At 70.9% G+C, this 18406-nt stretch carries 21 protein-coding genes and 1 tRNA gene; 12 read left to right on the top strand and 10 right to left on the bottom strand.

What is annotated here, in order from left to right:
* Nucleotides 1–16: 16 nt before the first annotated feature.
* Nucleotides 17–421, top strand: a complete 405-nt coding sequence (locus ABD264_RS05110; protein ID WP_144941719.1) for a PGPGW domain-containing protein — start codon at nucleotides 17–19, stop codon at nucleotides 419–421.
* 120 nt (nucleotides 422–541) lie between these two features.
* Here the strand turns inward: ABD264_RS05110 and asd are convergent, their stop codons facing one another.
* The 7 genes from asd to ABD264_RS05075 all read right to left on the bottom strand — a co-directional run bounded on the left by asd (nucleotide 542) and on the right by ABD264_RS05075 (nucleotide 6280).
* Nucleotides 542–1678 carry an aspartate-semialdehyde dehydrogenase gene (asd, locus tag ABD264_RS05105; RefSeq protein WP_144941721.1) on the bottom strand — a complete coding sequence of 379 codons (1137 nt, stop codon included), beginning with the start codon at nucleotides 1676–1678 and terminating at the stop codon, nucleotides 542–544.
* Between the two features lie 27 nt (nucleotides 1679–1705).
* A complete protein-coding gene (locus ABD264_RS05100) occupies nucleotides 1706–2050 on the bottom strand; it encodes a GNAT family N-acetyltransferase (protein WP_344204765.1) in 345 nt (114 codons plus the stop codon).
* 39 nt (nucleotides 2051–2089) lie between these two features.
* The gene (locus ABD264_RS05095) at nucleotides 2090–2758 is read right to left on the bottom strand and encodes a dihydrofolate reductase (protein ID WP_344204764.1); all 669 of its coding nucleotides are present in this window, start codon (nucleotides 2756–2758) and stop codon (nucleotides 2090–2092) included.
* Complete coding sequence (locus tag ABD264_RS05090; RefSeq protein WP_055085589.1) at nucleotides 2755–3576, bottom strand: thymidylate synthase; 822 nt, start codon at nucleotides 3574–3576, stop codon at nucleotides 2755–2757. The genes ABD264_RS05095 and ABD264_RS05090 overlap by 4 nt, the downstream gene beginning before the upstream one ends.
* A gap of 38 nt (nucleotides 3577–3614) precedes the next feature.
* A complete protein-coding gene (locus ABD264_RS05085; RefSeq protein ID WP_144941725.1) occupies nucleotides 3615–4565 on the bottom strand; it encodes an NUDIX hydrolase in 951 nt (316 codons plus the stop codon).
* 81 nt (nucleotides 4566–4646) lie between these two features.
* Nucleotides 4647–5558 (bottom strand): mycothiol synthase, encoded by a 912-nt coding sequence (gene mshD / locus ABD264_RS05080; protein ID WP_344204761.1) that lies wholly within the window; start codon nucleotides 5556–5558, stop codon nucleotides 4647–4649.
* 32 nt (nucleotides 5559–5590) lie between these two features.
* Nucleotides 5591–6280, bottom strand: coding sequence for a response regulator transcription factor (locus ABD264_RS05075; RefSeq protein WP_055085596.1), 690 nt, complete (start codon nucleotides 6278–6280; stop codon nucleotides 5591–5593).
* 290 nt (nucleotides 6281–6570) lie between these two features.
* On the opposite strand from ABD264_RS05075, the gene ABD264_RS05070 reads away from it, so the two are divergent.
* The 3 genes from ABD264_RS05070 (at nucleotide 6571) to ygfZ (ending at nucleotide 9168) form a co-directional block, all read left to right on the top strand.
* Nucleotides 6571–7179, top strand: coding sequence for a hypothetical protein (locus ABD264_RS05070; protein WP_094394968.1), 609 nt, complete (start codon nucleotides 6571–6573; stop codon nucleotides 7177–7179).
* Between the two features lie 115 nt (nucleotides 7180–7294).
* Nucleotides 7295–7912, top strand: coding sequence for a nitrobindin family protein (locus tag ABD264_RS05065; protein WP_055085600.1), 618 nt, complete (start codon nucleotides 7295–7297; stop codon nucleotides 7910–7912).
* Entirely contained in the window at nucleotides 7909–9168 is a 1260-nt protein-coding gene (gene ygfZ / locus ABD264_RS05060) for a CAF17-like 4Fe-4S cluster assembly/insertion protein YgfZ (RefSeq protein WP_344204756.1), read from the top strand. Before ABD264_RS05065 ends, ygfZ begins: the two co-directional genes overlap by 4 nt.
* Before the next feature lie 123 nt (nucleotides 9169–9291).
* Here ygfZ and ABD264_RS05055 read toward each other — a convergent pair whose 3' ends face one another.
* Nucleotides 9292–10323 (bottom strand): 6-phosphofructokinase, encoded by a 1032-nt coding sequence (locus ABD264_RS05055; RefSeq protein WP_290499386.1) that lies wholly within the window; start codon nucleotides 10321–10323, stop codon nucleotides 9292–9294.
* A 232-nt stretch (nucleotides 10324–10555) separates the two neighbouring features.
* On the opposite strand from ABD264_RS05055, the gene ppk2 reads away from it, so the two are divergent.
* The 3 genes from ppk2 (at nucleotide 10556) to ABD264_RS05040 (ending at nucleotide 13737) form a co-directional block, all read left to right on the top strand.
* Nucleotides 10556–11467 carry a polyphosphate kinase 2 gene (gene ppk2, locus ABD264_RS05050; RefSeq protein WP_172644385.1) on the top strand — a complete coding sequence of 304 codons (912 nt, stop codon included), beginning with the start codon at nucleotides 10556–10558 and terminating at the stop codon, nucleotides 11465–11467.
* 52 nt (nucleotides 11468–11519) lie between these two features.
* Nucleotides 11520–12209 carry a hypothetical protein gene (locus tag ABD264_RS05045; protein WP_344204752.1) on the top strand — a complete coding sequence of 230 codons (690 nt, stop codon included), beginning with the start codon at nucleotides 11520–11522 and terminating at the stop codon, nucleotides 12207–12209.
* A 79-nt stretch (nucleotides 12210–12288) separates the two neighbouring features.
* Complete coding sequence (locus ABD264_RS05040; protein ID WP_344204750.1) at nucleotides 12289–13737, top strand: PepSY-associated TM helix domain-containing protein; 1449 nt, start codon at nucleotides 12289–12291, stop codon at nucleotides 13735–13737.
* Between the two features lie 98 nt (nucleotides 13738–13835).
* Here the strand turns inward: ABD264_RS05040 and ABD264_RS05035 are convergent, their stop codons facing one another.
* Nucleotides 13836–14201, bottom strand: coding sequence for a hypothetical protein (locus ABD264_RS05035; protein ID WP_055086191.1), 366 nt, complete (start codon nucleotides 14199–14201; stop codon nucleotides 13836–13838).
* A 1-nt stretch (nucleotide 14202) separates the two neighbouring features.
* Nucleotides 14203–15414, bottom strand: coding sequence for a pyridoxal phosphate-dependent aminotransferase (locus ABD264_RS05030; RefSeq protein WP_344204748.1), 1212 nt, complete (start codon nucleotides 15412–15414; stop codon nucleotides 14203–14205).
* Between the two features lie 239 nt (nucleotides 15415–15653).
* On the opposite strand from ABD264_RS05030, the gene ABD264_RS05025 reads away from it, so the two are divergent.
* The 5 genes from ABD264_RS05025 (at nucleotide 15654) to rplA (ending at nucleotide 18384) form a co-directional block, all read left to right on the top strand.
* Nucleotides 15654–15726 (top strand) — tRNA-Trp (locus tag ABD264_RS05025).
* Nucleotides 15727–15790: 64 nt separating this feature from the next.
* Nucleotides 15791–16057, top strand: a complete 267-nt coding sequence (gene secE / locus ABD264_RS05020; RefSeq protein WP_344204746.1) for a preprotein translocase subunit SecE — start codon at nucleotides 15791–15793, stop codon at nucleotides 16055–16057.
* A gap of 46 nt (nucleotides 16058–16103) precedes the next feature.
* Entirely contained in the window at nucleotides 16104–17021 is a 918-nt protein-coding gene (gene nusG, locus ABD264_RS05015; RefSeq protein WP_344204744.1) for a transcription termination/antitermination protein NusG, read from the top strand.
* 133 nt (nucleotides 17022–17154) lie between these two features.
* A complete protein-coding gene (gene rplK, locus ABD264_RS05010) occupies nucleotides 17155–17586 on the top strand; it encodes a 50S ribosomal protein L11 (RefSeq protein WP_055086197.1) in 432 nt (143 codons plus the stop codon).
* 87 nt (nucleotides 17587–17673) lie between these two features.
* On the top strand, nucleotides 17674–18384 hold the full coding sequence (gene rplA / locus ABD264_RS05005) for a 50S ribosomal protein L1 (RefSeq protein ID WP_144941735.1): 711 nt from the start codon (nucleotides 17674–17676) through the stop codon (nucleotides 18382–18384).
* Nucleotides 18385–18406 lie beyond the last annotated feature (22 nt).

Raw genomic sequence — 18406 nt, 5'->3', positions numbered from 1 at the left:
CGCCGGTGGGCCGGCCGTGAGCTCCGGGCTGCACGAGGAGATCGAACGCGGCGAGCAGGGCGGTCTCGTCCACCAGTTCGTGCTGCGGATGCGCGTGGCCTCGGACCGGCACCCCGCTCTGCGGGTGCTCCACAAGGCCACGGTGATCGTGCTCGGCACGGTGTTCGTGCTCGCCGGGATCGTGATGCTCGTGACCCCCGGCCCGGGATGGTTGTCCATCTTCCTGGGGATCGGGATCTGGGGCACCGAGTTCGAGTGGGCGCACCGCCTCAACCTGCGCATCAAGCGCGCGGCCCTGCGCGTGTGGCGGTGGTGGACCAACCTGGTCGCGGAGCGGCGCTACCGCCGGGCCCGTGACAGGCCCCGCACACAGAAGCAGGGGCCCCGGCACCTGCGTGCCGAGACCCCAGAAGCCTCCTAGCTCCTCGCCTGACGACGCCGTCTCGACGCCGTGGCGCTCGTCGACGCCCCCGGCCCCGGTGCTGGCGCCGCTCGGAACTCCGAGGTGCCCACAGCGCCCTCGTCGCGGGCGCGGGGCGGGTCAGAGCGTTCCGGTCGCGATCTTCAGCATGCGGCGCACGGGCTCCGCAGCACCCCACAGCAGCTGGTCGCCCACGGTGAATGCGGAGACGTACTGTGGGCCCATGCTCATGGTGCGGATGCGGCCCACGGGGATCTGCAGAGAGCCGGAGGCTGCCACGGGGGTGAGGTCTCGCATGGAGTCCTCCTTGGTGTTGGGCACCACGGTGGCCCACTCGTTGTCCGCGTCGAGCAGGCCTTCGATCTCCGCCACGGGAACCTCGTCCCGCAGCTTGATGGTGAGTGCCTGCGAGTGGGAGCGCATGGCGGCGATCCGCACGCACAGCCCGTCCACCGGAATGGTGCTGTCTGCACCGCGACCCAGGATCTTGTTGGTCTCCGCCTGAGCCTTCCACTCCTCGCGGGACTGGCCGTTGCCGAGGTCGGCGTCGATCCACGGGATCAACGACCCGGAGAGCGGCACCCCGAACTGGGTGGCGTCCAGCTCGCCGCTGCGCTGCTTGGCGAGCACCGCGCGGTCGATCTCAAGGATCGCGGAGGCCGGGTCTGCCAGCTCGTCCGCCACGGAACCGTGGATGTCCCCGAACTGCTGGATCACCTCGCGCATGTGCCGGGCACCGCCGCCGGAGGCCGCCTGGTAGGTCATGGACGTGGCCCACTCCACCAGGTCGTTGCGGAACAGCCCGCCCAGGCCCATGAGCATGCACGAGACCGTGCAGTTGCCGCCCACGAAGTCCTTCACACCGCGCTCCAGGGCAGAGTCGATGACGTCCCGGTTCACGGGGTCCAGCACGATCACGGCGTCGTCGTTCATGCGCAGGGTGGAGGCTGCGTCGATCCAGATGCCGTCCCAGCCGCGGGCGCGCAGGTCGCCGTGTACGGCCTTGGTGTAGTCTCCGCCCTGCGTGGTGACCACCACGGGGAGCTTCTCCAGCTCGTCGAGGTCGTACGCGTCCTTCAGAATCCCGGCGTCCCCGGCGCCCTCGACCGTGGGCGCGGCGCCCCCGGCGTTGGACGTGGAGAAGAACACGGGGTCCAGGCCCGCGAAGTCGTTCTCGGTGCGCAGCCGGTCCATGAGCACGGAGCCCACCATGCCGCGCCACCCGATGATACCTACAGTGGTGGGTTGTGAAGTCATGCCCACCACTCTACCGGCGGCGCCGGCTCAGCCCCGGGCCCCCGGGCCGGGGCTGGTGACCAGCAGGTCCCGGTAGCCGGGGAAGCGGTCCATGTAGTCCTGGACGTAGCTGCACGTGGCCCGGACTTTCACCCCGCGCTCGCGGTAGTCGTCCAGCACCCGGGTCACGAGCGTGCGCGCGTAGCCCTGGCGGCCGAACTGCTCGGAGATGATGGTGTGCTGCAGGTCCACGGTGCCGTCCTCCAGCAGCTCCACGCCCAGGAAGCCGATGTACTGCTCCCCGTCCCACAGCTCGTAGCGGGAGGCGTCGTGGTTGGGGACGATCCGCAGCTGCGGGCTCGGGTTGACCTGCGGGGTATTCTCGCTCGTCACGGTGGGGCCTCCGATCGTTCGGGTGTGTGGAAGATCACGCTATCCCATGGGCTCGCGGTTGTACTCGTCGATCCGGAACCGGGTGCCGTTGCCGGCCCGAGTCCACCCCTCGACCTGCGTGCGGTGCCACGCGTCGTCGAGCCCGGGGGCGTGGGTGTCCCCGGGGACGTCCATGTCCACTGTGGTCACGAGCACGCGGGTCAGAGGCAGCTCCGGGTGCGCGGCGGCCTCGCGCCACACGCCCGGCCCCCCGATCACCCAGATCTCCCGGGCGGGTTCGGGTGCGTCTGCTCCATCACCGCCGCGGGGGCCGACGACGCCGCTCGTGGACTTCGCGACCCGGCCCCCGCCGGGGGAGCGGGCGCCGTCGTGCCCTGCCAGGGGATCCTCTGTGAGGGACACCGCCAGGCGCAGCGCGGTGGCGTAGGAGTCCACTGCCCAGACATGCTCGCCGTCCGCGGGGACGGACTCCGGGCGGGACGTGACCACGATGTTGGGGCGCCCGGGCAGCGGCCGGAAGCGCTCCGGGAAGGACTCCCACGTGCGACGGCCCATGACCACGGGGTGGCCGATCGTGGTTCGCGCGAAGAACTTGAGGTCCTCCGGGAGGTGCCACGGGATCCCACCGTCCACGCCGATCACCCCGCCCGGCGTCTGCGCCCAGATCCCCCCGATCAGGGGCGACCGTGACGTGTCGTGCGCGCTCACACCGCCACCGGTGCCTTGATGCCGGGGTGGTGCTGGTAGTCGAGCACCTCGAAGTCCTCGTAACGGTAGTCGAAGATGGACTCCGGCCGCCGGGCGAGCCGCAGCCGCGGGTACGGGTAGGGCTCACGGGAGAGCTGAGTGGCCACCTGCTCCACGTGGTTGGTGTAGATGTGGCAGTCGCCGCCGGTCCACACGAACTCGCCGGGCACCAGGTCGCACTGCTGGGCCACCATAACCGTGAGCAGCGCGTAGGAGGCGATGTTGAACGGCACGCCCAGAAACAGGTCCGCCGAGCGCTGGTAGAGCTGGCAGCTCAGGGCGTCCGGGCCCTCTTCGCGGGGCTGCACGTAGAACTGGAACAGGGCGTGGCACGGGGGCAGCGCCATCTTCTCCACCTCCGCCGGGTTCCAGGCGGTGACCAGGTGGCGGCGGGAGTCCGGGGTGGTGCGGATGGACTCCACCACGCGCGCGATCTGGTCGATGCTCTCGCCGTGCCCGGCCGGCCAACTGCGCCACTGCACCCCGTAGACGGGGCCGAGCTCACCGTCCTCGTCCGCCCACTCGTCCCAGATGCTCACGCCGCGCTCCTGCAGCCACCGCACGTTCGACGAGCCGGAGAGGAACCACAGCAGCTCCAGCGCCACGGACTTGAAGTGCACCCGTTTGGTGGTCAGCAGAGGGAAGGACTCGGAGAGGTCGTAGCGGATCTGGCGCCCGAAAACGGACAGCGTGCCGGTGCCCGTGCGGTCCGTCTTGCGGGTCCCGTTCTCGAGCACGTCCCGCAGGAGGTCCTCGTACGGGGTGGGAATGGTGGGCATGGGTTTCCTTTCAGGACGACGACGCCGCGGTGGCCGGGTCAGTCGTCGAACGGAGAGATGACCTCGAAGGCCACGGCGGGGGAGCGCTGCGCGCCGCGGGGCATGTGCAGCACGATCATCTGCCCGGGGCTGAGGTACGGGTCCGCGTCCGGGAGCTGCTCCGCGAGGGCGGGTGGCATGTGCCTGCCGAGCACCCTCAGCACGGTGGGCAGCACGGGGCGGTGGGTGCACAGCACCACGGGACGGTCCGTCTCGAAGAGCTGCTCGGTGACCATCGCGGCACGCTTGGGATGCCGCTTGTGGGTGGCCTCCGTGAGCTGGGCCCGCTCCTTGACCTTCACGCCGTGCTTCTTGGCGTAGGGCACCACGGTGGACATGCAGCGAAGCCACGGTGAGGTGACCACGCGCTGGGGCTGCCACGACGCGAGCAACCGGGTCACGGCCAGGGCCTGGCGCTTGCCGGTGGCCGCGAGCGGCCGGTCCCCCTCGGCGCGCTGCCACGAGGAGCGCGGCTTGGCCTTGGCATGGCGGATCACGATCACCGGGCGGGTGGCCAGGGACCCGCTCGAGTGCAGCCGGACCAGCTCGTCCAGGGGAGCGACGTCGTCCTTGTTCGTCAGCCACTTCCGGGCGCGCTGCGCGGTGACCCACTCCATGCGGTCCACCTCGTCGTCCTCCGGCGCGGCCTTGACGCCGGGGGCGACCTCCGCGGCCCAGTAGCGCACGAGCTTGAGGTTGCGGCGCACCTTGTAGACGGAGTCCGCGAGATGCACGCCCAGGCAGATCCGCAGCCCGGTCTCCTCGTGCAGCTCCCGCACCGCCGTCTCGGGGAGGGTCTCGCCGTCGTCCTGCTTGCCCTTGGGCCAGGACCAGTCGTCGTAGCGGGGGCGGTGGATGACGAGCACCTGCAGCTCGTCGTCCACGACCCGCCAGCACAGGCACCCCGCCGCGAGGATGTCGTACTTGCCCGGGGGGGAGTTCTTTGCCATGTTCCGTTCTCCGTCGTCCGAGACCCAACACCCCCGCCCGCGAGCCGCGGGCGGGGATTTCGGTAATGATGCTATCCGCGCTCAGCCGCGGTACATGACGTCCACGTGCCAGCGCTCGAAGCCCAGGGACTCGTAGAGCGCCACCGCCGAGGTGTTCTCAGCGTCCACGTACAGCATGACCTCGTCCAAGCCTTGCTCCGCCAGGTGGTTGATGCCCGCGGCGGTGAGCGCGCGGCCCATGCCCGAGCCCTGCTGCTCCGGGGCCACGCCCACGGCGTAGACCTCTCCCATCGCGGCACCGTCCCCCGAGGCCGGGTGGACCTTGGTCCAGTGGAAGCCCAGCACGGTGTCCGGGTCCTCGGCGCGCACGGCCAGCAGGAAGCCCGCGGCGTCGAACCACGGGGCGTTCTCCCGCTCCTGCAGGTCCCCCAGGGTCAGCCGGCCCTGCTCCGGGTGCTGGGCGAAGGCCTCCGAGTTCACGCGCAGCCAGGCCTGCTCGTCCCTGCCCACCTCGAACGGACGGATCTGCACGCCGTCGGGCAGCGTCACGTCCAGGGGAACGTCCTGTGCCCCGGCGACGGCGCGCTTGTAGCGGTAGAGGTCGCGCACCGGGCTGAGGCTGTAGAGCTCCGCGAGGCGCTGGGCGGCGGGCTGGTTGCCGTGCGCCCACGCCTCCACGGTGCCGTCCACCATGGCGCGCAGCTGACCGCCGATGGCCGTGGCCACCCCGCGGTTGCGGTGCTCGGGGTCCACCACGAGCTCCACGGTGAACGTGGAGGCGGCGTCCGGCTGGGGGACCACAACGGCCGCACCCACCAGGGTGCCACCGTCCGTGGCGGTCACGCAGCTCACGCCGGCGCGCCCGGAACGGAGGTCCACGAGAGTCTGGTCCGAGAACGGCGGCTCGCCGTCCACGCTCTCGGCCCGCTGGGCGAGGGCAACGAGGTCCTCCGGATCGGGGACGTTCTCGTACGGGGTTACTGTCACGGTCATGGTTGTCTCCTCGTTGTGGCGGGCTCGCGTGGTCAGGGGGTCTGTTCCCGGCCCCCGGCGAAGCTGTAGCCCACGTTACGCACCGTGGTGATCAGGTGCTCGTGGTCGGAGCCCAGTTTGGCTCGCAGCCGACGGACGTGGACGTCCACGGTGCGGGTGCCCCCGTAGTAGTCGTAGCCCCAGACCTCCGAGAGCAGCTGGTGGCGGGTGAAGACCCGGCCCATGTTCTGCGCGAGGAACTTCAGCAGCTCGAACTCCTTGAACGTGAGGTTCAGGGGGCGCCCGCCCACCTTCACGGTGTAAGTGTCCTCGTCGATCAGCACGGAGCCGGCGCGGATCACGCTGTCGTCATGGGTGGCGGCGCCCGCCCCGCCCCCGGCGCTCACGAGCCGCAGCCGCGCCTCGACCTCGGCGGGACCGGCGGTGCTCAGCACGACGTCGTCCACGCACCACGACGCCGCCACGGCCGCCATCCCGCCCTCGGTCACGGCGAGCAGCACGGGCAGCGTGCGCTCGCGGGCGGACAGCGCCTGGGCCGCGTTGCGCGCGGCCACGAGGTTGTGCGTGCCGTCCAGGACCACGACGTCCGGGCGGCGCGGGCCGGTGAGGCTGCCCGTGGCCTCGAGGGGGTGGACGTCCACCCGGTGCGAGAGCAGCTCCAGCGCAGGCAGCGCGGTCGCCGCGGCGTCGGCTGCGGGGCTGAGCAGGGCGATGTGGGACACGGTGGGATCCGCTCGGACGGGGGTGGCCGGTCCCGCGCGGGGCCAGCCGAGGACCGCTCCAGTATAGGAGCGGTAGCACGTGCCACCCGGTCGCCGGTGGCTTGCACCGGCGGGCCCGCGTCCGGGCCGAGGTGCGGTCCGTGGAACCGGGTCTGCCCACGGCCACCACCCCAGCGACCGCCTGATTACCCGGGTTGGTCCGGGCGGGGCGCCTGGCCCGGTGCTGGAGGCGAGGCCGTTAGGCTGAGGTGCAGCACAGCAACCCGCCCCGGCCCGAAGGACCCCCGCACATGACGTACGCGCGCATCATTGTCGCCGCCGTGGTGGCGCTCGTCCTCGCGCTGGGCGCCGCGGTGCTCGGGTCGTGGGCCCCACTGGTGGTGTCCGTGGGCATGGCTGTGACGATTGGCTTCGGCTGGCCCGCGGCGGCCGGGATCCAGGCGCGACGCCGCCACAACGTGCTGATCGCCGCCGCCGGGACCCTCGCGTGCCTGCTCGTGCAGCTCTACCCCTCCCAGCGTCTTGTCTGGCTTCCCGCGATCATCGGCGTGTCCTTCATGGCCGCGTGCGTCGCGGAGCTCGTGCGCGGCGAGGGTGCCAAGTACCGGCTGGAGTCCGCCTTGGCCTCCGTGACGGGTGTGCTGGCGGCCGTGGCGTCCTCGGGCTGGATAGCCTTCGCGGGGGTTGCCCACGAGCGGGGGCTGACCGGCTGGCTCACCGTGGCCGGGGTGGGGGCGCCGCTCACACTGATCCTCGTGGTGGCGGGCGCGCGCGTGATCTCCGCGGCCCCGGAGAACCTGCCGCGCAGGGGCATGATCACCCTGGGCGTGACACCCGTGGCGCTGCTCGGAATGGTCGCCGTCTTCACCGGTCAGGTGCTCGCCGCCGTGGTAGCGTGAGCCCATGCTTGGTCTCGAAATCTTCTACCTCGTCCTCCTCGGTCTCGCGGGTCTGGCCATCCTCGGCATCTCGCTCAAGGTCATCTTCAGCCTGTTCAAGGGGCAGATGTAAGCCGTGCCGATCGAGATCCCGTCTGATCTGACACCCGAACTCGTTCCCTTCGCGTGGCTCCTGGGCACGTGGGAGGGCAACGGCTTCATGGGCTACGGGGACGCCGAGCAGCGCGCCTTCCGTCAGCGGGTCACGTTCGAGCAGACCGGTCTGCCGTTCCTGGTCTACCGCGCGCGCACCACGCTCCTCGACGAAGAGGGCGAGCCGCAGCGCGAGGCCACCTACGAGCAGGGCTTCTGGGAACTGGCGCGCCCGCGCGAGGACGGTGACATCGGCCCCGGCATGCTGCCCCCGGACCCCGTGCCGGTCATCACCTCCGCGGAGGACGTCGAGAAGCTACGCAACGCGGACGGCGGCTTCGACATCTCCGTGACCATCTCCCAGCCCGGCGGCATCTCCGAGCTCTACCTCGGCCAGATCAAGGGCCCCCGCGTGGAGCTGACCACGGACGCCGTGATCCGCGCGCAGGGTGCCAAGGAGTACCTCTCCGGCACCCGTCTCTACGGCCTCGTCAACAACCACCTCATGTGGGCGTGGGACATGGCCGCCCAGGGGCACGAACTGGCCACGCACGCGTCCGCCGAACTCACCAAACTCGAACAGGTCGATCCAGAACAGTGACTGACGCAGCACCCTCGTACACCTCCGCACTCCTGCAGCACCACGGAGCCGTGGGCGCGGGTGGCCTGGATGCGGGGGTCGCGGCCCACTACGGCGATCCCGTGCGGGAGCAGCGGGCCCTCGCGAGCGGCCGGGCGGTCGTGGACGAGTCCCAGCGCGGCGTCGTGACCGTGAGCGGGCCGGACCGGTTGAGCTGGCTCACGACCCTCTCCTCCCAGGTGCTCACCGGGTTGCAGCCCGGGCAGAGCACCGAGACTCTCTTCCTCAGTGTGCAGGGCCGCGTGGAGTTCGCTCCGCACGTGCTCGACGACGGAGAGACCACCTGGCTGATCGCGGAGGCGGACGAGGCCCCGGGACTGGCCGGCTGGCTGGACTCCATGCGCTTTGCCCTGCGGGTGACGGTCACGGACGTCAGCGCGGACTGGGCGGTGCTCGCCGCCACGCGCGATCTCGGCGAGCAGCTCGCCACGGCCCTGGGCGACGTCGACGGCGCCGCCCCCGCTGTTCTCGTGTGGCACGACCCGTGGCCGGGCGTGGCCCCCGGCGGCCACCCGTACGCGGACACCGAGGCGCACCCCGGTGAGGACCGCTCCTGGTACGAGCACCTGGTGCCGATGTCCGCGCTGCAGCGGGTCGTCGCGGCGCTGGGGGAGGCTGGCATCGACCTCGCCGGATCGTGGGCCGCCGAGGCCCTGCGAATCGAGGCGTGGCGCCCCCGGTGGGGAGCTGAGACGGACGAGAAGAGCATCCCCCACGAGCTCGACTGGATGCGTACCGCGGTGCACCTGTCCAAGGGCTGCTACAAGGGTCAGGAGACAGTGGCCCGCGTGCACAACCTGGGCCACCCGCCCCGCCGGCTCACGCTGCTGGACCTTGACGGCTCCCAGCACACCCTGCCGGAGGCCGGTGCCACTGTGGAGACGGGCGGCAAGGTCGTAGGCCGCGTGACAGCGGCGCAGCTGCACCACGAGGCCGGGCCCATTGCCCTGGCCGTGCTCAAGCGGTCGGTGGACCCGGCTGCGGTGCTCACCGTGCGCGACGTGGTCGCACCCGCCACAGACGGCGCGGAGGGCAGCGAGGCGGAACCCGCGGACCTTTCCGGTGCGGCCGCCACCCAGGAGCCCACCGCTGCCGGGGCGGCCCGCGAGGAGTGGGCCGCGTCCCAGACCGTGATCGTGCCCCCGGACGCCGGCTCCGTGGTCGGACGCGCGCAGGGACTCATGCGGGGCCCGCGCGGCGGCGGAATGCGCATCTGAGCACACCGTCATGGACCCCGGCGGGGCGGTGACAAACCGAATGGCGGGCTGCGTGTCCCCGGGCTCCGGACACGAGCAGGGCCGGCCCTCCGTGGAGGACCGGCCCGTGAGACGTCGTCGGAATCAGCGGCCGAAGAGCACCTTGGCCTCGTCGTAGCGGTCCTGCGGGACCACCTTGAGGCCGTCGAGGGCCTCGGAGAATTCCACGCGCACGAGGTCCGTGCCGCGCAGGGCGCACATCTTGCCCCACTGCTTCTCGGTGGCCATGGTCACCGCGCCGATGCCCAGGCGCGTGGCGAGGACCCGGTCGAAGCCCGTGGGGGCGCCGCCGCGCTGGATGTGGCCGAGAATCGTGTTGCGGGTCTCGATGCCCGTGATGTGCTCGATCTCCTTTGTGACGAACTCGCCGATGCCGCCGAGCCGTGGGCGGCCGGACGCCTCGGTGCCCTTGCCCGCGATGGCCTCCTTCCGGTCGTCCGGGACGAAGCCCTCCGCGACGACCACCAGGGGCGAGCGGCCGCGGTCGTGGACCTCGCGGACCCACTCGGCCACCTGCTCCATGTGCACGCGGAACTCCGGGATCAGGATCGCGTGGGCGCCGGCGGCCATGCCGGAGTGCAGGGCGATCCAGCCCACGTGGCGGCCCATGACCTCGGCGACCATGCAGCGGTGGTGGGACTCGCCGGTGGTGCGCAGCCGGTCCATGGCGTCCGTGGCGATCGAGACGGCGGTGTCGAAGCCAAAGGTGTAGTCCGTGGCCTGGAGGTCGTTGTCGATGGTCTTGGGAACCCCCACGACCGGCAGACCGGCGTCCGCGAGGCGCTTGGCCCCGGCCAGGGTGCCCTCGCCGCCGATGGCCACCACGGCGTCGATGTGGTGGCGCTCCAGCACCTTCGCGATGTTCTCGGGGCCGCCGTTGGGGCCGTCGAACGGGTTGGTGCGCGAGGTGCCGAGGATCGTGCCGCCCTGGCGCGCGAGACCGCGGACGCTCTGGCGGGGCAGCTCCATGATGTCGCCCTCCACCACGCCGCGCCAGCCGTCCCGGAAGCCGACGAAGTCGTGGTCGTAGGACTTGATGCCGTGCAGCACCGCGCCGCGGATCACCGCGTTGAGTCCGGGGCAGTCCCCGCCGCTGGTCATAAGCCCGATTCGCATGTCTACCTCAGTGCTCCTGTGTGGTTCCGGGTGGTGCCTGGCTCCTCCATTCTAGTGAGCCACGGGCCCGACGGCGCGGTGCCACGGGGTGTCCGCGGGTGCGGGAACGACGTCGCGGGGCGGGACACTCGCAGGGTGGCGCCCGTGCGCCGTCGGGGGAGGCGGGGAACTAAGATCGGGACCGAGAACAGTGAACGAGACGTTCGCTCCGCCAGGTCACCAGGAGGACGCCATGACCGCCCAGCAAGAACCGGCGCGGGAGAACCTGCGCGAGTTCATCGACAAGCTCGTGGACCAGGGCTACACGGTGCGGGACGGGCAGTCGCCGGACCCGGACCTGATCGATCCGGGTGGAAGCGCCGTGGAGACCTGGCGCGAGGGGTACCCCTACGACGAGCGGATGTCCCGGGAGGACTACGAGCTCGAGAAGTACCAGCTGCAGATCGAGCTGCTGAAGTTCCAGTACTGGGGCCAGGACAACGACCTCAAGCACGTGATCGTCTTCGAGGGCCGCGACGCCGCGGGCAAGGGCGGGACCATCAAGCGCTTCACCGAGCACCTGAACCCCCGCGCGGCCCGCGTGGTGGCGCTGAACAAGCCCTCGGACCGCGAGCAGGGCCAGTGGTACTTCCAGCGCTACATCCAGCACCTGCCCACCAACGGGGAGATCGTGCTCTTCGACCGCTCCTGGTACAACCGCGGCAACGTGGAGCGCGTGATGGGCTTCTGCACGGACGAGCAGTACGAGAGCTTCATGCTGCAGGCGCCCGTGTTCGAGAAGATGCTCGTGGACTCGGGCATCCACCTCACCAAGTTCTGGTTCTCGGTGACCCAGCACGAGCAGCGCACCCGCTTCGCGATCCGCCAGATCGACCCGGTGCGCCGCTGGAAGCTCTCGCCCATGGACCTCGCCTCCCTGGACCGCTGGGAGGACTACACCGTGGCCAAGGAGGAGACCTTCCGCCGCACGGACACGGACCACGCCCCGTGGATCACCATCAAGTCCAACGACAAGAAGCGGGCGCGGCTCAACGCCATGCGCTTCTTCCTCAACCAGTTCGACTACGAGGACAAGGACACCTCGGTGGTCTACCCGCCGGACCCGCTGATCGTGCGCCGCGGCCGTGACGCCGTGGACGACTGAGCACCAGCCCCGCGCCTGACCCCGGCCGTTCCCCGTGCTCTCCGACGCCCCCGTGAGCCGCCCCGCCCGGTTGATCCGTGGCTGGGCGGCCGCTGGCGTCTGCACGCTGTGCGCCGCGGCGTCCCACCACGCGATGGACCCGGCGCCCCTGCAGCCCGTGCTGCTGGCGCTCGTGCTCTGCCTCGCCGGGGTGGTGTGCGTGCTGCTGGCGGGGCGGCGGCTCGGTGCGGTGCGCACGGCGCTCGCGGTGCTGGCGAGCCAGGTCCCGTTCCACCTGGTCTTCGCGGCCGGGGGACACGCTTCCGCCGCGGTCGACGACGGCGGGGTGGGACTCGGTGCCCACGCGCACCACCTCCACGGGGCGGGTGCGGCGACCACGGGGGCCGCGACCACGGGGGCCGCCGCCGCGCCGTCGGGCGCCGGGACCGCGGCCCTGGACCCCTCGCTGCTCGACCCCACCCTGCTCGAGACCCTGGGCGCCGCGCTCACCGCTCACATGCTCTGGGCCCACGTGGCGGCCGCCGCCGTGACGTTCGTGCTCCTGCGCCACGCCGAGGACGGCTGGTGGCGCCTCGTGACGGCCGCCGTGCACGTGATCTTCACCGCGGTGGAGCTGCTGAGTGCGGTGCTCGTGCCGTGGCGCCCGCTGCGCCCCGTTCCCCAGGCCCACCTCCTGCCCCCGCGCACCTGGTCACCGGTGCGCGTCATCTCCCGACGAGGACCGCCCGCCCTCTCGATCTGAGCGGTCCATTTCCGATGGCACCCCGGACGCACCGTCCCCGGGGTGGCACCGGTCCATCTTCGTCGAGAGGTACTTCACCATGTCCACAACCCTGGACGCGCGAGCGTCCGAGCGGGCTCGTCCGCACCCCACCACCGCCTGGCTGCTGCCGCTGCTGCGCCGCCTGCACTTCTACGCCGGGATCCTCGTGGGTCCCTTCCTGGTGGTCGCCGCGGTCACCGGCGCCCTGTACGTGTTCACCCCGCAGCTGGAGAGAGCGGTCTACGCGGACGCGCTCACCGGCACCGTCTCCTCCCAGCCGCTCACCCTGGACCGGCAGGTCGAGACGGCCCAGCGTGCCGCGGGCACGAGCGAGTCACCGGTGAACGTCCGCCCCGCATCCGACGGCGGGACCACGCGCGTGATGTTCGCGGACCCTGCGCTGGAGGCCGGGGAGTCCCGCGCCGTGTTCGTGGACCCCGGCACGGGCCGCGTCACGGGTGACATGACCGTGTACGGCACCAGCGGCGCCCTGCCGTTGCGCACCACCATCGACCGGCTGCACCGGGAACTGCTGCTCGGCGAGCCCGGTCGGCTCTACAGCGAGCTGGCGGCCACCTGGCTGTGGGTCCTCGCGCTGAGCGGCCTGGTGCTCGTGGTGCTGCACCGGCGCCGGGTGGCCCGGGGCCGGCGCGCCCGCGTGAGCCTCGTTCCCCGCCCGGGGGAGGCCAACGACTACCGGCGGACCCGTTCGTGGCACACGGCCACCGGCGTGTGGCTCGCCGTGGGGTTCCTGTTCCTCTCCGCCTCTGGGCTCACGTGGTCCGCGTACGCGGGGGAGAACGTGTCCCAGCTGCGCACGGTCCTGAGCTGGACCACCCCGAAGGTCGCCACGGACCTGGGCGGCGGGTCCGGCGGTTCCGGCGCGGCCCCCGTGGACGAGCACGCCGAGCACCACCACGGCCACCACATGCCGGCCGCGGCACCCGGTTCCTTCGACGCTGTGCTCGCGACGGCGCGGCAGGAGGGGCTGGAGGCGCAGACCGTGGAGATCAAGCCGGCCGCCTCGGACGGCGCGGCGTGGACGGTCTCCGAGAACGAGCGCTCCTGGCCCACCCACGTGGACAGCGTGGCCGTGGACCCCCACCGCCTGCAGGTCACCGACCGCGTGCGGTTCTCCGAGTGGAGCCTGCCGGCAAAGCTCGCGCAGTGGGCCGTGGCCGCGCACATGGGGCTGCTGTTCGGGCTGCCCAACCAGCTCGTGCTGCTCGCGCTCGCCGCGGCGATTGTCGTGCTGGTGGTGAGCGGCTACGCGATGTGGTGGCGCCGCCGTCCCACCCGTTCCGCGGCGGCGCAGCTCGGTCCGCTGCCTCCGCGCGGTGCACTGCGGGCGGCACCCGCGTGGCTGTGGCCGGTCCTGGTCCTCGTGACCGTGGCCGTCGGCGTGTTCCTGCCGCTGCTCGGGATCTCCCTGCTGGGGTTCCTCGCGGTGCACCTGCTGCTCGCCGCCCTGGCACGACGCCGCACGGGGGCCGCCGCGCGCGGCTGAGCGGCCTCCGCGTTCGGGCTCGGCCCGATGTGGCATGAACAAGGCCGTGGGCCCCACCGTCCGGTGGGGCCCACGGCCTTGTCGCGCAGGGGAGCCGCTCAGGCGGCGTCGGCGAAGTTGTGCCGGTCCACCAGTGCCCAGGAGGCCCCCGCGTTCACGGCGGTGACGGCCAGGACGGACGGCCACGCGCCCATCTTCTTGGCGAGCGGGTGGGAGAGCCCGAAGCCCGCGATGTACAGGGTGGAGAGCCCCGCGGTGGTCGCCGGTCCGGCGGAGGCCAGCCACGTGCGCCCCGCGGCCACGCCGCACGCGAGCAGCGCCACGCCGCCCAGCGAGCGGACCTTGGTCAGGCGGGCCACGCCGTAGCCGCCGATCAGCCCGGCGGCCACGAGAACGGAGCTCGGCACGGCCACCGGCGAGGGCAGCGCGGCGTCGAGGTTCTTCAGGGTGTCGGTGGTGCTCATCTCAGTTGTTCCCTCCCAGGAAGTTCTGCAGTCGGGCGAGTCCCTCGGCGAGGTCGTCGTCGCCCAGGGCGTAGGACAGGCGCAGGTAGCCGGACGGTCCGAAGGCCTCGCCGGGGACCACGGCCACCTCCGCCTTCTCGAGGATCAGCTCCGCGAGCTCGGCGGAGGTCTGCGGGGTGACGCCGTCGAACTCGCGCCCCAGCAGCGCGGTGACGTCCGGGTACGCGTAGAACGCGCCGGTGGGCACGGGGCAGTTCACGCCGTCGATGGCGTTGAGCCCGTCCACGATGGTGCGACGACGCCGGTCGAAGGCCTCGCGCATGGCCTCCACCTGGTCCATGGGCCCCTCCAGGGCGGCCAGGGCGGCGGCCTGCGCCACGTTGTTGACGTTGGAGGACAGGTGGGACTGCAGGTTGGTCGCGGCCCTCACCACGTCCTTGGGCCCCACGAGCCAGCCCACGCGCCACCCGGTCATCGCATAGGTCTTGGCCACGCCGTTGAGCAGGATCAGGTTCTCGTGCAGCTCGGGCACGGCCTGGGCCATGGAGACGAACTCCACGCCGTCGTAGGTCAGGTGCTGGTAGATCTCGTCGCTGATCACGAAGATGCCCTTGGCGGCGGCCCACTCGCCGATCGCCCGGGTCTCCTCCGCGGTGTGCACGGAGCCGGTGGGGTTGGACGGGGAGCAGAACAGCAGGGCCTTGGTGCGCGGCGTCCACGCCTGCTCAAGCTGCTCGGGCGTGACCTTGTAGTCGTTCTCAGCACCCGCGAAGACCTCCACGGGGCTGCCGCCGGCCAGTCGGATCGCCTCCGGGTAGGTGGTCCAGTAGGGGGCGGGCAGCAGGACGTCGTCGCCGTCGTCGACGACGGTCTGGAACGCCTGGTAGACCGCCTGCTTGCCGCCGTTGGTCACCAGCACCTGCGAATCCTCGACCTCCCAGCCGCTGTCCCGGGCGGTGGCGCGCGCGATCGCCGCGCGCAGCTTCGGCTGACCGGCAGCGGGGGAGTAGCGGAAGTTCGCGGGGTCCCGCAGCGCCTGGGCCGCCGCGTCCACGATGTAGTCCGGAGTGGAGAAGTCCGGCTCGCCGGCGCCGAAGCCGATCACCGGCCGTCCCTGCGCCTTCAGCGCCTTGGCCTTGGCGTCCACGGCGAGGGTCGCGGACTCGGCGATCGCCCCGATCCGGCGCGAGATCCGCTGCTGCGATGGTGACATGGTGATCAACTCTCCTGGCTGGCTGGATGTCGGGCCGCGGTGCCGGACCCGGACGCTGCCTCCACTCTAGGTCGCCCACCTCCGGCTTTGCACGGAACGGGGCGTGCGCGTAGCATGACTGGTTGGTGCCGCCACCCGTGCGGTCATTTCCGCGCGGGACCGTCGCTCGGGCGAACGCCCCGGTGATAGGCTCAGGCACCGTGTTCCGAGCAGCGAGGCACTCGCGGTGCGGGCACTGAAGGGCAGTGGCGCAATTGGTAGCGCAGCGGTCTCCAAAACCGCAGGTTGCAGGTTCGAGTCCTGTCTGCCCTGCTTCACGACCTATCCACGGCACACACACCACCGCCGAGCAGCTGCTTCACGCAGGGGAGAGCCGATGTCGCACACCGCCACGGGGCAGACCCCCGGCCAGCCCACCGATGCGGACCGCAGGCGCGGATTCCTCGGCAGGATCTGGTTGTTCTTCCGGCAGGTCGTGGGAGAGCTCAAGAAGGTCGTCACGCCCACCCGGCGTGAACTGGTCAACTACGTCCTGGTGGTCCTGGTCTTCGTGGCATTCATGATGGTGCTGATCTCCCTGCTGGACCTCGGCTTCGGTCAGGTGGCCATCTGGCTCTTCGGTGACGGCACCCAGGCCCAGTGACCCCCTCCAGCACTTCACAGACGTCCACAGAAAGCAGGAATCCCCAGTGAGCGATCACGAGCTCGAGAACGACGCCACTCAGCCCGCACAGTCCGGCTCCCTCATGGGTGACGGTGTGCAGAACGAGTCGACGGAGAGCGTGAGCGCGGCGGAGACCGCCGGAACGGACGACGTCCAGGACGCCACCCCGGAGGCCGAGGACACCACGGCCCCGGAGCCCACTGCCGAGCAGTCCGTCCAGGAGGCGGACCTCGACGTCGCCGAGGGCGCCGTGGAGCCCGTGGCCGTTCCCACCGAGACGGTGGAGGTCACCGAGGAGACCGTCGAGGACGACGTGGACCCGGTGGCCGAGTTCAAGGCCAAGCTGCGCCGCCAGGAGGGCGACTGGTTCGTCATCCACACCTACGCCGGCTACGAGAACCGCGTGAAGACGAACCTCGAGACCCGCATCCAGTCCCTCAACATGGAAGAGGACATCTTCCAGATCGAGGTGCCCATGGAGGAGGTCGTGGAGATCAAGAACTCGCAGCGCAAGACCGTGCGCCGCGTGCGGATCCCCGGCTACGTGCTCGTGCGCATGAACCTCACGGACGCCTCCTGGGGCGCGGTCCGCCACACCCCGGGTGTCACCGGCTTCGTGGGCCAGGACGCGTACAACCCGGCGCCGCTGCGTCTGGACGAGGTCTTCGACATGCTCGCGCCCACGTTCGAGACCCACGAGAAGGCCAAGGGCGTCGGCGAGACCGCCGGCTCCGCGTCCGGTGCCCAGGGCGGCGCCGCCCCGCAGATCACGGTGGACTTCGAGGTCGGCGAGTCGGTGATCGTGAAGGAGGGCCCGTTCGAGACGCTGCCCGCCACGATCTCCGAGATCAAGGTGGAATCCCAGCAGCTCGTGGTGCTGGTCTCCATCTTCGAGCGCGAGACCCCCGTGACCCTCGGCTTCGACCAGGTCACCAAGATCTAGTCGCCACAGACTTCGGATCTCCCCGGATGCGCTTTGGTCCGGGGCACTTCCGTCCGGTCGCCGCGCCACGGCGACCACCCGCCGTCGTACGCTCCTGTGCGGCGGTACGCACAGCCAGAAAGAGGACCATCACATGGCTCCCAAGAAGAAGAAGGTCGCAGGCCTCATCAAGCTGCAGATCCAGGCGGGTGCCGCCAACCCGGCTCCTCCCGTGGGTCCCGCGCTCGGCCAGCACGGCGTCAACATCATGGAGTTCTGCAAGGCCTACAACGCGGCCACGGAATCCCAGCGCGGCAACATCGTGCCCGTGGAGATCACGGTCTACGAGGACCGCTCCTTCACCTTCGTCACCAAGACCCCTCCGGCCGCCCAGCTGATCAAGAAGGCTGCCGGCGTGCCCAAGGGCTCCGGTGTCCCGCACACCACGAAGGTCGGCAAGATCACCATGGACCAGGTCCGTGAGATCGCCGAGACCAAGAAGGAAGACCTCAACGCCAACGACATCGACGCCGCGGCGAAGATCATCGCCGGCACCGCCCGTTCCATGGGCATCGAGGTCAACTGAGTCCCTTCCGGACTCACCAGCACGTAGACATTCGTGGCAGGGCCGAGCGCGGTCCGCAGACCACAACTGCACAAGGAGAAGAAGCAGATGGCAAAGCGCAGCAAGGCATACCGGGCAGCTGCCGAGAAGATCGAGGCGGGCAAGTTCTACGCCCCCGCCGAGGCGGTCGCCCTGGCCAAGGAACTGGCCGAAGGCAGCAAGTCGGACCCCACCGTCGAGGTGGCCATGCGCCTGGGCGTGGATCCCCGCAAGGCGGACCAGATGGTCCGCGGCACGGTGAACCTGCCCAACGGCACTGGCAAGACTGCCCGCGTGGTCGTCTTCGCCACGGGCGACAAGGCCGCTGCGGCCGAGGCGGCCGGTGCGGACTTCGTGGGCTCCGACGACCTCATCGCCAAGATCCAGGGCGGCTGGACGGACTTCGACGCCGCCGTGGCCACCCCGGACATGATGGGCAAGGTTGGTCGCCTGGGCAAGATCCTGGGGCCCCGCAATCTGATGCCGAACCCGAAGACGGGCACCGTGACCATGGACGTCACGAAGGCAGTCAACGACATCAAGGGCGGCAAGATCGACTTCCGCGTCGACAAGCACTCGAACCTGCACTTCATCATCGGCAAGGCGTCGTTCGACGCGCAAAAGCTCGCCGAGAACTACGCGGCCGCCCTGGAGGAGGTGCTTCGTCTGAAGCCCTCCGCCTCCAAGGGCCGCTACATCACCAAGGCCACCGTGGCCACCACGTTCGGTCCGGGCGTGCCCGTGGACCCGAACGCCACCGAGGTGATCCCCCAGGCGTGACCCGGTGGGGAGCGGGCGCCCA

Source organism: Kocuria salsicia (genome assembly GCF_039532055.1).
Classification (GTDB): Bacteria; Actinomycetota; Actinomycetes; order Actinomycetales; family Micrococcaceae; genus Kocuria; species Kocuria salsicia.
This window is presented reverse-complemented; position numbering and strand designations above follow the sequence as displayed.